Annotated in this window: 16 protein-coding genes; all 16 read right to left on the bottom strand. The window is 71.0% G+C overall.

The window, feature by feature from the left end:
* Positions 1 to 318: 318 nt before the first annotated feature.
* Positions 319 to 531 carry an MbtH family protein gene (locus tag ACTWJ9_RS04920; RefSeq protein ID WP_279332941.1) on the bottom strand — a complete coding sequence of 71 codons (213 nt, stop codon included), beginning with the start codon at positions 529 to 531 and terminating at the stop codon, positions 319 to 321.
* 63 nt (positions 532 to 594) lie between these two features.
* Positions 595 to 1,215: a 2-hydroxychromene-2-carboxylate isomerase gene (locus tag ACTWJ9_RS04915; RefSeq protein ID WP_279332940.1), complete on the bottom strand. Its 621-nt coding sequence runs from the start codon at positions 1,213 to 1,215 to the stop codon at positions 595 to 597.
* Between the two features lie 86 nt (positions 1,216 to 1,301).
* On the bottom strand, positions 1,302 to 2,048 hold the full coding sequence (gene fabG, locus ACTWJ9_RS04910) for a 3-oxoacyl-[acyl-carrier-protein] reductase (RefSeq protein WP_279332939.1): 747 nt from the start codon (positions 2,046 to 2,048) through the stop codon (positions 1,302 to 1,304).
* 9 nt (positions 2,049 to 2,057) lie between these two features.
* Entirely contained in the window at positions 2,058 to 2,537 is a 480-nt protein-coding gene (locus ACTWJ9_RS04905) for a 3-hydroxyacyl-ACP dehydratase FabZ family protein (RefSeq protein ID WP_279332938.1), read from the bottom strand.
* Positions 2,534 to 2,989, bottom strand: a complete 456-nt coding sequence (locus ACTWJ9_RS04900) for a 3-hydroxyacyl-ACP dehydratase FabZ family protein (protein WP_279332937.1) — start codon at positions 2,987 to 2,989, stop codon at positions 2,534 to 2,536. The genes ACTWJ9_RS04905 and ACTWJ9_RS04900 overlap by 4 nt, the downstream gene beginning before the upstream one ends.
* On the bottom strand, positions 2,989 to 3,228 hold the full coding sequence (locus ACTWJ9_RS04895) for an acyl carrier protein (RefSeq protein WP_279332936.1): 240 nt from the start codon (positions 3,226 to 3,228) through the stop codon (positions 2,989 to 2,991). Before ACTWJ9_RS04895 ends, ACTWJ9_RS04900 begins: the two co-directional genes overlap by 1 nt.
* Before the next feature lie 56 nt (positions 3,229 to 3,284).
* Positions 3,285 to 4,385, bottom strand: a complete 1,101-nt coding sequence (locus tag ACTWJ9_RS04890) for a beta-ketoacyl synthase N-terminal-like domain-containing protein (RefSeq protein WP_279332935.1) — start codon at positions 4,383 to 4,385, stop codon at positions 3,285 to 3,287.
* 22 nt (positions 4,386 to 4,407) lie between these two features.
* The gene (locus tag ACTWJ9_RS04885) at positions 4,408 to 4,830 is read right to left on the bottom strand and encodes a hypothetical protein (protein WP_279332934.1); all 423 of its coding nucleotides are present in this window, start codon (positions 4,828 to 4,830) and stop codon (positions 4,408 to 4,410) included.
* Entirely contained in the window at positions 4,830 to 5,237 is a 408-nt protein-coding gene (locus ACTWJ9_RS04880) for a hypothetical protein (RefSeq protein WP_279332933.1), read from the bottom strand. Before ACTWJ9_RS04880 ends, ACTWJ9_RS04885 begins: the two co-directional genes overlap by 1 nt.
* Position 5,238: 1 nt before the next feature.
* Positions 5,239 to 5,595 (bottom strand): hypothetical protein, encoded by a 357-nt coding sequence (locus ACTWJ9_RS04875; protein ID WP_279332932.1) that lies wholly within the window; start codon positions 5,593 to 5,595, stop codon positions 5,239 to 5,241.
* Positions 5,592 to 6,563, bottom strand: coding sequence for a hypothetical protein (locus ACTWJ9_RS04870; RefSeq protein WP_279332931.1), 972 nt, complete (start codon positions 6,561 to 6,563; stop codon positions 5,592 to 5,594). Before ACTWJ9_RS04870 ends, ACTWJ9_RS04875 begins: the two co-directional genes overlap by 4 nt.
* The gene (locus ACTWJ9_RS04865) at positions 6,560 to 7,411 is read right to left on the bottom strand and encodes an alpha/beta fold hydrolase (protein WP_279332930.1); all 852 of its coding nucleotides are present in this window, start codon (positions 7,409 to 7,411) and stop codon (positions 6,560 to 6,562) included. The genes ACTWJ9_RS04870 and ACTWJ9_RS04865 overlap by 4 nt, the downstream gene beginning before the upstream one ends.
* Complete coding sequence (locus ACTWJ9_RS04860) at positions 7,411 to 8,364, bottom strand: beta-ketoacyl synthase N-terminal-like domain-containing protein (RefSeq protein WP_279332929.1); 954 nt, start codon at positions 8,362 to 8,364, stop codon at positions 7,411 to 7,413. Before ACTWJ9_RS04860 ends, ACTWJ9_RS04865 begins: the two co-directional genes overlap by 1 nt.
* Positions 8,361 to 9,506 carry a beta-ketoacyl synthase N-terminal-like domain-containing protein gene (locus tag ACTWJ9_RS04855; protein WP_279332928.1) on the bottom strand — a complete coding sequence of 382 codons (1,146 nt, stop codon included), beginning with the start codon at positions 9,504 to 9,506 and terminating at the stop codon, positions 8,361 to 8,363. Before ACTWJ9_RS04855 ends, ACTWJ9_RS04860 begins: the two co-directional genes overlap by 4 nt.
* Positions 9,500 to 10,762, bottom strand: a complete 1,263-nt coding sequence (locus ACTWJ9_RS04850; protein WP_279332927.1) for a beta-ketoacyl-[acyl-carrier-protein] synthase family protein — start codon at positions 10,760 to 10,762, stop codon at positions 9,500 to 9,502. Before ACTWJ9_RS04850 ends, ACTWJ9_RS04855 begins: the two co-directional genes overlap by 7 nt.
* Positions 10,763 to 10,821: 59 nt before the next feature.
* On the bottom strand, positions 10,822 to 11,076 hold the full coding sequence (locus tag ACTWJ9_RS04845) for an acyl carrier protein (protein ID WP_279332926.1): 255 nt from the start codon (positions 11,074 to 11,076) through the stop codon (positions 10,822 to 10,824).
* Positions 11,077 to 11,202 lie beyond the last annotated feature (126 nt).

Here is an 11,202-nt window from a genome sequence, read left to right as displayed (position 1 = left end):
GATTCTCTTCCACCTCTAGCGGATCGCCTTGGCAGGGATTGCGCAGTGTGTGCGGCGGGTATCCCGGCGGTTGAATCCCGCGACCGGGCATGGCCGACGTTGGTCAATTCCGAGCACTTTCGCATCGGCTTCGGAAGGCGGACAATGGCGGCTGCATCAAGCTGCCACCGGAAAGTCCGTTGTCGCATTGTGGTGCCGGGCGGGGAGGGTCTCCCCGTACGCAGAAGGCCCGGTGGGCGTCGCACCCGCCCACCGGGCCTTCTGCGCGGGGCGCGACCGGCCGGGGATGCCCGGCCGCGCCCCCTTGCGATGTCCTCGTCAGGCGTCCATGGCCATCGCAAGGCTCTTGGGCCGCATGTCGGTCCAGTTCTCGGTGATGTAGTCGAGGCACGCCTGGCGGGTCGCCTCGCCGAAGACCGTGGTCCAGCCGGCCGGCACCTCGGCGAACGCGGGCCACAGCGAGTGCTGGTTCTCGTCGTTGACCAGGACGTGGTAGCTCGCGTTGTCGTCTTCGAACGGGTTGGTCGCCATGTCGGGCTCCTTCGCTGTTGGGGGTTTCGGGTTGCGGATGCGGAATCGGGGTGCGGGACCGGTTCAGGCGGCGCCGGCACGGACGGAGGAGACGAAGCCGGGCAGCCGGTCCACCCCCCAGAACTTCTCGTAGCCGTTGATGAAGAACGGAACGCCGAAGACCCCGTCGCGATAGAGCGAGTTGAGGGATCCGAGGCCGTGCTCGCGTACGGCCGGATCGTCGCACGCGGTGGACAGGCGCACCGGGTCCAGACCGAGCCGCTCGGCGATGTACGCGATGACGGCCGGGTCGGAGATGTCCTGCCCCTCCTCCCACCGGGCGCGGTAGACCGCCGCGATGAACTCCGGCCCGTGGCCGAGCTCGTCGGCCACCAGGTACGCCAGGTGCGCCACCTCCCACCGGGGGTGGCGATCGACCGGCCACACCATCTCCAGGCCGCGGTCGCGGGCGAGCCTGCGCACGTCCTGCAGGATGTAGAGGTGCTTCTCCTTCGACATCGCCACGTACGGCAGGCTGATGCCGGCCTGCTCCAGATGGCCGCTCGTCTCCGCGTCCGGCTCCCAGAAGGGGAGCCAGTCGATGCGTTCCGCGACGTCCCGGTGGTCGGCCATCAGGTCCCGGTAGGCCATCCACGAATAGGGGCTGCGGAACGAGAAGTACCAGCGTGGCCTCCGTCGGGCCATCACCGCCTCCAAACATGCTGAGTGCTGCCGCCGGTCACGGATCGGGCCGGGGGCGGACGGGCCGGGTCTTCCCGCCCGTCAGGTGGTCAGATGGTGATGCCGCCGTCGATCTGCAGGACGGAACCGGTGATGTACTCGGCCCTGTCCGACACCAGGTACGCGACGAGGTCGCCGACCTCCTCGGCACGGCCCATGCGGCGCAGCGGGATCGTCCGGGTGATGTCCTTGCGGGCCTTCTCGTTCATCGCGGCGACCATGTCGGTGTCGATGAACCCGGGGGCGACGGCGTTGACCCGGATCCCGGAGCGGCCGACCTCCTTGGCCAGCGACCGGGAGAAGCCGATGATGCCGGCCTTCGAGGCGGAGTAGTTGCTCTGGCTGGCGTGGCCGTACACACCCGCCACCGACGAGATGTTGACGATCGCCCCGGTACGGCGCTTCATCATGGAGAAGACGACCGCGCGGCACAGGTGGTAGACGCCGTCGAGATTGGTGCCGATGACCTGGTGCCACTGGTCGTCGTCCATCAGCACCAGGGGGTTGTCGCGGGTGATCCCGGCAGCGGTGACCGCCGCGTCGACGGGGCCCAGCGTGTCCTCGACCTCCTCGACGAAGGAGCGCACGGCCGGGCCGTCGGTGACGTCCGTCCGCCGGGACATGACGCGAACGCCGAGTTCTCCGGCCTCCTTCTCCAGCTGCCGGGCCGCCTCGTCGTCGGCGCGGTAGCAGAAGGCGACGTCGAACCCGTCGAGGGCGAGGGCCAGTACGCACGCCCGTCCGATCCCGCGTGATCCGCCGGTGACGAGTGCCACCCGGGAAGTGTTGTCCTGCATGGTCCTCACTCAGCTCGCTTCGGGTCTCAGGACTTCGGCCGGGCGGAAGGCCATGACGATCCGGCCGACGGTCATCACCGTCTCGCCGGCCACCAGGCTCTCGCCCTCGAACATCACGGTGTCGTCCACCCTGCGTTCGACCCGCACGCGGTGCTCCAGGACGTCGCCGGGCAGCACGGTGCGGTGGAACTCGACCCCGGTCATGCCGCCGAAGAGCATGACCTGCCCGGCCAGCACGTCGGGGTTGGGGTCGTCCCACGTGGCGAGGACGCCCGCGGACTGGCACCAGGACTCCACGAGCAGCGGCTTCGGGTAACCGAAACCCTCCTCGGGGGTGTCCGGGCCCAGGCCCGCGTACCAGGGTTCGTTGCAGGTGACCGCCTTGAGGGCGGTCAGCGCGCGGCCGGGATCGACATGGGTGACCCGGTCCACCAGCAGCATGGGGTAGCGGTGCGGCAGCCTGCCGCGGATCTCCACCTGTCCGCTCACGTCGAGGCCCCGTCCGTGCCACGGCGGTAGCGCAGACGCACCGACGCGGCGTCGCCCCGGCCGGAGCGGATCTTCGCCCGGCACTGCCACGCCCCGTCCACCGGCTTCCAGTCGATGTCCGCGGTCAGTTCGTCGCCCGGGTACACGGGCCCGGTGAACCGGGTGCTCTCCACGGCCACGAGCTCGGGAGCGGGCTCCTCGGCGGGTGCCGTGGCGAGCACGCTCCGGTGCACGTACTCGACAAGACACACACCGGGGAAGATCGGGAAGCCCGGGTAGTGGCCGGGGAGCACCGTCTCGTCCACGGACACCGTGAACCTGGTGGAGGTGCGCCCCGCCTTCTCCGCCGGCAGGGCCTCGACGGCGCCGGAGAGCACACCGGCGGCCCGCGGTCCGGACCGGGTGACGGCGGGGGCCGGGGCGCCCGGACGCGTCTCGGCGAGGACGTCCATCAGACGGCCTGCAGCTTTCCGGCCAGCAGGTCGTAGGCGCTCTGCAGGGTGATGATCTGCCGAAGGTCGGACTCCGGCAGCTTCACCCCGTACTTCTTCTCCAGGACGACCACGATCTCCAGGGCCAGGAGGGAGTCGACCTCCAGGTCGTCGACGAACTTGGCGTCGTCGGTGATCTCGGCGGCGTCGACGTCCAGCACCTGCGCGACGATCGAGCGCAGTTCTTCCTTGTCCAGCACGGCGGTACCTCTCTCAGCGTTTCGTTCTTCGGTTTCGGCGGCGGGGCAAACGGCGGTCAGCGCAGTCGGAACAGGGCGCAGCCGACGGTCCCGGTCCGGTCGACGGAGGTGACGAGACCCACCTTCCCGGCCACGGCCCGGTCGTCCTCCGCGTGCGCCAGCAGGGCGGCGGTCTGGAAGGCGGCGGAGGCGGCGCCGGTGTCGCCGATCAGCGCGACCTGGGTGAGGTCGGCCGCGTCCACGCCGGCCAGCACCTCGCCGACGGCGGCGGCCTCGGCGTCGCCCTCCGCCCCGGGGGCCCCGGAGCGGGCGAGGACGGCGATCTCCGTGAGGTCGACGCCGGACCGGCGCAGTGCGCCGCGCAGGCAGGCCGTGAGGCTGCCGGCCACGTCGCCACGGAGCACGACGCCCAGTTCGACGGCCAGGATCTCGGCCAGCACCGGCTGCCCGGCGTCCTCGCCGGCCGCGGGTTCGACGAGGAGTACGGCACAGCCCTCGCCGAGCGGCGCACTCGGCGCGCCGTCACCGCAGTGGTGCTCGAGCCAGGCGCGGGCCGTGGAGTACTCCTCGGCGGCGCCGCACAGCACGGTCTGTGCGCGACCCGCGGCCAGCAGCCGGCGGGAGTAGTTCAGGGCGTGCAGCCCCGCCACCCGGCCGCCCGCGATGGTCGTGTTGGGACCCTTCAGCTGGTACCAGATGGCACTCTGGCCGGCCGCGCAGTTCATCACGGTGTTGGGGAAGCGTGCCGGGTCGACGAAGAACGGCTGCTCGCCGGTGAGCGAATCCCGCGTGAAGTCCATCATGCTCTGGGCGCTGCCGGTGGTGGTGCCCAGAGCCAGTGCGGCGCCCTCGCCGGTGCTGACGGCCCGGCTCCGTTCGGTGTCGTCGAGCAGTGCCCCGACGGCGGTGACCGCCAGTCCGGTGACCCGGTCCATGGACCGGGTGCCCTTCTTGCCGAGTACCGTACGGACCTCGAAGCCGGGGACCACGCAGGCGTCGCCCCGGGGCCCGGCGGGCTCGGCCTCGTCGAGCACGGAGACGGTGGAGCGCCGCTCGCGCACTCCCTCGGCGAACGCGGTCCGGCCGATGCCGAACGGCGACACCGCGGACCACGCGGTGATGACAGGGCGCCCGGCGCCCGTTGCGGTGGTGGTCATGTCCGCCACGCTTCCCTTCGGTTCACAGGTAACAGACCATTCGGTACTCCGGCCAGCGCAGGGCCACGCTCCCGTCGGAGACGGGCAGCACCCCGTCCAGCAGCCGGTCCGGAGTCAGACCGTGTGCGGCCAGAGCGGACTCCTCGGCGTGGACCCGGACCCCGGTGTCCATGAGGGTGCGCAGGTCCCGCCGGGGGTCGGTGAGGGTGTCCAGGGTGCGGCTGCCGATCCGCAGCGCGGGTACCGGCTCGGCGCGCACGCCGTAGGTGACGGCGCGTCCGCGCAGCAGCACATCGAGCCCGCCGAGCTGACGGTTCAGCTCCACCGCCAGGTACAGGGCGTCGAAGAACTGCTTCTCCAGCGCCCCGCGGTAGGCCTTCTCCACGATGGCCAGGGTGCGCCGCCGCTGCGTGCCGGCCTCCCCGGTGGTCCGTCCGCCGGCCATCACAGGACCCCCACCTGAAGGGTGCGGCCGGCCGCGGCCACGTGGGCGCCGTAGCCGGAGGGGGGCCGCATGACGACCTGCGGCAGGTGGTCCGCCGCCCCCCGGTCGTCGCTGCAGAACCGGCAGCCGTACCAGTACAGCCGGCCCGGAAACGTTCCCAGCATGTCCTTCACCAGGGCGGCCGTGGACGGATACACCCCGTTCCAGTTCGCCAGGTTGCGCGGCTTGTCCTCACCCAGCGGGGTCTGGGTGAGCAGGGTGGCGTACCCGCACGCCCACACCTGCACGGCACGGTCCTGTTCCAGCAGCGCCTGCACCAGGCGCAACGCGCTGGTGACGCGCTCCGACTCGTGCGGTGAGCCCATGAGGGTGATCAGTACGTCGGTGGGCGGAATGCTGCGCGCCATGTCAGTGCCACACCGCCTGTACATCGGGGCCGGTGATCCAGCCGGCCAGTTCGTCCATGTCGGAGACCGTCGCCCGGGGGCGCAGCGGGAGATGCCCGATCCCCCGCTGCACGAGGGAGAAGTGGTCGACGGCCAGTCGGCCGCCCGCCGCCTCGAAGCGGTCCAGGTCCTCGTCGGTCCCGGGCCGGGCCAGGAGGCAACCGTCCTCCACCAGGTACATCAGCACCGGGTACCCGGCCCGGGCCTGCGCCGTGGCGTCCCGCCGCAGGCCGGCGTCCACCGGGGCGCACGGCCCGTGACTCTCGATCAGCAGGATCCGCGGCGTCTTCCCGCGGCTCCCTCCCCAGGCGTCGCTCACGGCTGCCGTGTCGTGCCGTTGAGCGCGTCCAGCACATGCTGGTCGAAGTTCTCCAGGCTCCAGTCACGGCGGTTCCTGATGACCGCGTAGCCGTGCACGATGGTGCCCGTGGCGGTCTTGAGGAGGCCGCCGTCGCGGACGACGTACCAGTTCATCCGGGTGGTGTAGGTGAAGTCCTTGAAGACGTCCTCCACCTCGTAGGTGGTGTAGAGGTCCTCCTCCATCATCGCCTCGTCGAGGATCCGGATCTCGGACCGCGGCACGACGGGGATCCACCGGCGGTCGTCCAGCAGCGTCTTGATGGAGATGCCCCGGTCCGCGACGAACCGGTCCTTGCCCTCCTCCATCAGCCGCAGGTAGCCGGACATCTGGAGGCGCTCGGTGAAGTGGCAGTACGGGTACGGGATGTTCCACTTCCAGCCGTAGGCGTTCTTGCCCTCCAGCAGCTCCTCCAGGATCGTCTCCTCGGAGGTGAACGGGGTGAGCGGCGCCGGCTCCAGGTCGGCTCCGAGCCGGTCCACGGCGAAACGGGCGAGCTCCTCGGGCACCGCGCCGGCGGAGTCGAGGTAGGTGTCGATCCGCAGGGACACGCGCACCTTGGAGGTGACAGCCTTGAGGATCTCCCCGCCGCGCTCCACGTGCACGGTCACCTTGAAGCCCAGCGTGCCGTCCGCGTCCTTGGTGAACGGGACGACCTCAGCGGTGGCGACGTCGTCCATGTGGAAGGCGTGCAGGATACGGGTGTCGATCCCGACGATGTCGAGGCCGAGGCCGTGCTCCTCGTACAGGCCGCGGGCCGGAAGAGCGGTCTGCCGGAAGTGGTCGAGGACCGCTTCCTCGACCATGTAGTTCACGTGCTTGAAACCGATCCAGGTGCAGATGTTGGAGCCCTCGTAGCGGGGGCGGACCTGGACGGAGGTCGTCTCGGCGAGGAGCGCCTTGACGGCGGGCTCCGTGACGATGGTCATCGATGGTGCTCCAGAGCTGTGTCGGGGACGGGCCCACGCTGCGGAGCGCCGGTCCCAAGGGAGTTGACGAAAGTGACGGTCTCGGAGGCGAACCGTTCCGCTTCCTCGATCATCGGGAAGTGCCCGCAGCCGGGGAGGACGAGCACTCGCGCGTCCGGCAGCGCCGCGGCCAGCGCCACGCTCTCGCCGGGCGGCGCCGCGAAGTCCTTCTCGCCCCCCAGCACCAGACAGGGCACGGTGACCCGGCCCGTCTGGAGCTGCGGAGTACGCAGGTAGAGCTCGAAGAAGCGCAGCCAGCCGTACGGACCCACCCGGTCCCGCACCCGCTCCCCCATGGCCGTCCGCAGGGAGGCGGGAAGCCGGTCACCGGAGTGGACCCGCAGGCCCTCCTCCATGATCAGGTGGAAGTCGTTGAGGTAGTGGCTGATGGTGTCCCAGTCGAACTCCTCGGCGGTGCGCCGGTAGAACGGCGAGACCAGCACCAGGCCGCGGATCCCGAACCGGGTGAGGGCGTCCCCGCCCCGGCGGCTCTCCCGGTCGACGAGGTCCAGCAGGACGTCCGCCGACATGGAGTGCGCCACCACGATCTCGGGGCCGCCGGGCACCGCGGCCAGCACCCGGGCCAGGGGACCGACGAGATCACCGTCGGTGCCCCAGTCCTGCACCCCCTCGGTGCTCCAGGGCAGCCGGGCCGACCACACCTCGTACTCGGGGGGCAGCAGCCCGATGCCGAGGTCCCAGACGCTGTCGTTCTCCGCCAGTCCGTGGACCAGCAGCAGCCGGGGCCCGCCGGTTCCGGCGGCGCGCCGGCGGACCGTCCCGGTGCCGAGCTCTTCGGGCGTGGACATCAGACGGTCTCCGGGGCCGGGGGCTCCAGCAGCACGAGTCCGGCCGAGGCGTCGTCGGCGTCGGTGCCGCAGACCACGAACACCGGCCCCTCGCCGCATTCGTCGAACATGCCGACGACCGTCGCGCACTGCAGCACACCGAGGGCACCGGAGGCGCGACCGGAGTGCCCGGGCAGGGTGGTCCGCTCGACCCCGGGCAGCAGGCCGGCGTCGACCTCCTCGGGAGCCGTGTCAGGAAGGTGCCACCACGCCGGGGCCGGCACACCGGAGGCGGCCAGCTGCTCCAGGACCGCCCCGGCACCGGCCGTACGGACGTACCGGCCGAGAACGGCGCGGACCCTCGCGCCCCGGGCACGGGCCGCCTCCGCGTTCTCCAGGACGACGGCCGCGCCTCCGTCGACGGCGTGCCCACCGCCGAGCAGCCGCCGCACGACGTCGTTGTCCGGCTCGACGCCGATGACGAGGACCCGGTCCACGCGGCCCGCCGTGATCATGGTCGTGGCCCAGTGGACCGCGTCCAGACCGGAGGTCGCGCCGTTGCACACCATCAGGTTCGGGCCGCGCAGGCCGTAGCGGATGGCCGCCGAGGAGGCGATGACGTTGCTGGACGCGTTCGGCAGGTCCATCGGGCTGGTCGCCGAGACGGTGCCCTCCCGCAGCGTGTCCAGGGCCCGGACGACGGTGTCCAGGTTCCCGTAGTTGGAGCTGACGACCACGCCGACGTCGCCGCCGGACACCGTGCCGTCCTCGCCGAGGAGCCCGGCGTCGGCCAGGGCCGCGGCGGTCAGGCAGTAGCCGAGCTGCGTGGCCCGGTCCTTGTAGCGCAGGCCCTTCCTGCCCACCAGGGCCGCCGGTTCGACGGGACCGGCGCCGGGCTCGGGGCCGGCGGCCAGTGCCTTGGCGCTGTCGGCCCCGGGGATCAGGACGGAGACTCCGCTGACGACGACACTCACGGGGTGGCCTCCACAAGGGCGACGGCGTTGATGCCGCCGAATCCGAACGCGTTGAGCTGCACCACGTTCATCGACGCGGACGCGGCCTCACCGGTCACGAAACGGAACTGCGAGGCCTCCTCGACCGGCCGCTCCAGACCGACGGTGGGCGGGACGCGTCCCTCGTTGAGGGCGGTGACGCCCATGACCAGGCCCATCAGCCCGGACGCGCCGGAGGTGTGACCGGTCATCGACTTGATCGCCGTCATCAGCGGACCGCTCGCCGCGTCGCCCAGCGCGTCGGCCATCGCCGTCGCCTCGGCCTCGTCGTTGAGCAGGGTCCCGGTGCCGTGCAGCATCACCAGGTCGATGTCCTTCGGCTTGACGCCCGCCATGTCGTACGCGGTGCGCATCGCCTTCGCGATGCCCTCCGGGGAGGGCGCGGTGACATGGAAGGCGTCACAGTTGACGGCGACGCCGCGGAGCAGGGCGTGTGCCCGCCTGCCGCCGGTTTCCCGGCTGAGCACGACGGCGGCGGCGCCGTCGCCCATGAGGACTCCGGTGCGGTCACGGTCGAAGGGCCGCACCCGGTCCGGCGGGGTCGGGTGGACCCGCTCCAGCAGGCCGTACATGCTCTCGGTGAGCACGTCCACACCCGCGACGATCACCGTGCCGGGGGCCTGGTCGCCCTCCTGTGCCAGGAGGTCCGAGCCGAGCGCCAGCGCGTACAGGGAGGCGGAGCAGGCGTTGGAGAAGGTGTGCGTCACATCGGCGTTGAACCGCTCACGCAGCGCGGTGCCGAAGTGCAGGCCGGTGTCGTCCAGGTCGGTGCCCTCGCGCCACCAGAGCTCCAGGGAGCGCAGCTCGCGCAGCCCCGTCCCGATGAGTATCGGTATGCCGGAGAGGTCTTCGCCCAGGCCCGCGTCGGCCGCCGCCTGGGCGATCGCGTCGATGAGCAGCGCGGTGGCGCGGGCGGGCACGTCCGTGCCCGCCTCGGGGCGGTCGTCCACCTCGTAGGCGTGCTGCGCCCGGAAGCGGGTGCGGTCGAACCCGCGCAACTCGGCGCGACCGGTGATTCCCCGGCACAGGTTCTCGAAGAGTGTTCCCACCCCTCTTCCGGTGCTGGCCACGGCGCCCATGCCGGTGATCGGACGGCTCAGCATGCTTCCTCCTCGGGTCGGTCGTACCGGCCGAGGAGAACCACCGCGTTGTTGCCGCCGAACGCCAGCCCGTTGTTCTGGACGACCTTGAGGTCGGCCTCGACGGCCTGGTTCGGCACGCAGTCGACGTCGCACTCGGGATCCGTGGTGACGTGGTTGATCGTCGGCGGGATGAATCGGTGGGCGATGGCCAGCGCGCAGCCGATGGCGCCCAGGGCGCTGGCCGCGCCCATGCTGTGGCCGAGCATCGACTTCATGGAGACGGTGCGCGGCGGGGTGCCGAACACCTCGCGGATGGCGCCCGCCTCGGTGATGTCGTTGGCCTTGGTCCCCGTCCCGTGGGCGGAGATCAGGTCCACCTCGGCCGGTTTCACGCCCGCGTTGTCCAGGGCGAGTTCCATGCAGCGCGCGACGCTCGCCCGGTTGGGCGCCACCTGGTGGTGGGCGTCGCAGTTGAGGCCGTAGCCGAGCACCTCGGCGTAGATGGTGGCACCGCGTTCCAGAGCGGACTCCAGCCGCTCCAGGACGAGCACTCCGGCACCCTCGCCGGTCAGAATTCCCTTGCGGTCGGCGTCGAACGGCCGGCAGTGCTCCGGCGCGATGGTTCCCAGCCGGTAGAAGCCGGTGAACGTCTTGCGGCACATGGCGTCCGCGCCGCCGCAGAACGCGTAGTCCGCCTCGCCGGAGCGCACCGCGTCGAAGCCGTAGCCGATGGCGTAGTTGCCGGCGGCGCAGGCGGTCGGAACCGTGACGGCTTCGACGTCGGCCAGCTCGAGCTCCTGGGCGATGGCGATCGAGAGCCGTCCGGCGGGAATCCTCCCGGCCGCCATCGGGTCGAACGTCTCCGGTCCGCCCTTGAGTTCGGCCTCGACCAGCTGATCGAGGTCGTAGGACTCTCCGTCGGTGGTGCCGATGGAGATCAGACCCCGCCGGCCGCGAAGGTCGGCAGCGTCCAGGCCGGCGTCCTCCAGGGCCATCCGGGCCGCGGCGGCCGAGAACTGCGCCGCCCTGCCGAGCTGTTCCGTCTCCAGAGTGCGGATCCAGTCCAGCGGCTCGAACTCGACGATCTCGCAGCCGTTGGCGTGGGCGAACCCCTCGGTGTCGAACACCGTGATGGGCCGGGCCCCACTGCGGCCCTCCCGCAGCCCTCCGAGGAACTCCTTCACCCCCAGCCCGATGCTGGAGACCACTCCGAGTCCGGTCAGGACCACCCGGTGCCGCTCCGCTGCCTCCGGACCGGCGTCGTGTACTGCCGACATGCCTTCCTCCTTGTCCACGTCCGACCTCTGCGCGCCACCCGGAGGGGTCGCGGGACGGGTTACCAGCCGGCCGGTTCCCCTACGACCTCGTACACGCCCGTGAGGTTGACCATGCGCGGCAGTTCGGACTGGTTGATGACCACGCCGAACTCCTTTTCCAGCGCCGCGAGGATCTCGATCGCGCGCAGCGAGTCGGCGTTGTGGTCCTCCTTGAAGAGGCTGGTTTCCGAAACCTCGTCCTCCTCGATCTCAAGAATGTCGCAGACGATTTCCTTGATGACGACGAGACGCTCTTCACGCGTTGCAGTGGCCATATCGGCACCTCTCTCATGAATTGCCGGACGGGCAATTCCAGTGACTTCCTGACGATTTCTAGGCCACGGCCGACCGCTCCGGCAAGCCGCATTGCACAAAGCTGCCAAGCAGTGCCGGGGGTTCTC

Origin of the sequence: Streptomyces sp. GDS52, assembly GCF_052246875.1 — a bacterium.
GTDB classification, from domain to species: Bacteria; Actinomycetota; Actinomycetes; order Streptomycetales; family Streptomycetaceae; genus Streptomyces; species Streptomyces cathayae.
The sequence above is the reverse complement of the archived record's forward strand: the minus strand, read 5'-3'. Positions and strand labels throughout refer to the sequence as shown.

Bases quoted from the DNA above. Each gene is read 5' to 3' on its own strand.
- ACTWJ9_RS04855 (WP_279332928.1), bottom strand. From the start codon at position 9,506: ATGCTGAGCCGTCCGATCACCGGCATGGGCGCCGTGGCCAGCACCGGA.
- ACTWJ9_RS04865 (WP_279332930.1), bottom strand. From the start codon at position 7,411: ATGTCCACGCCCGAAGAGCTCGGCACCGGGACGGTCCGCCGGCGCGCC.
- ACTWJ9_RS04880 (WP_279332933.1), bottom strand. From the start codon at position 5,237: ATGGCGCGCAGCATTCCGCCCACCGACGTACTGATCACCCTCATGGGC.
- ACTWJ9_RS04870 (WP_279332931.1), bottom strand. From the start codon at position 6,563: ATGACCATCGTCACGGAGCCCGCCGTCAAGGCGCTCCTCGCCGAGACG.
- ACTWJ9_RS04850 (WP_279332927.1), bottom strand. From the start codon at position 10,762: ATGTCGGCAGTACACGACGCCGGTCCGGAGGCAGCGGAGCGGCACCGG.
- ACTWJ9_RS04915 (WP_279332940.1), bottom strand. From the start codon at position 1,215: ATGGCCCGACGGAGGCCACGCTGGTACTTCTCGTTCCGCAGCCCCTAT.
- ACTWJ9_RS04845 (WP_279332926.1), bottom strand. From the start codon at position 11,076: ATGGCCACTGCAACGCGTGAAGAGCGTCTCGTCGTCATCAAGGAAATC.
- ACTWJ9_RS04900 (WP_279332937.1), bottom strand. From the start codon at position 2,989: ATGGACGTCCTCGCCGAGACGCGTCCGGGCGCCCCGGCCCCCGCCGTC.
- ACTWJ9_RS04885 (WP_279332934.1), bottom strand. From the start codon at position 4,830: ATGGCCGGCGGACGGACCACCGGGGAGGCCGGCACGCAGCGGCGGCGC.
- ACTWJ9_RS04920 (WP_279332941.1), bottom strand. From the start codon at position 531: ATGGCGACCAACCCGTTCGAAGACGACAACGCGAGCTACCACGTCCTG.
- ACTWJ9_RS04890 (WP_279332935.1), bottom strand. From the start codon at position 4,385: ATGACCACCACCGCAACGGGCGCCGGGCGCCCTGTCATCACCGCGTGG.
- fabG (WP_279332939.1), bottom strand. From the start codon at position 2,048: ATGCAGGACAACACTTCCCGGGTGGCACTCGTCACCGGCGGATCACGC.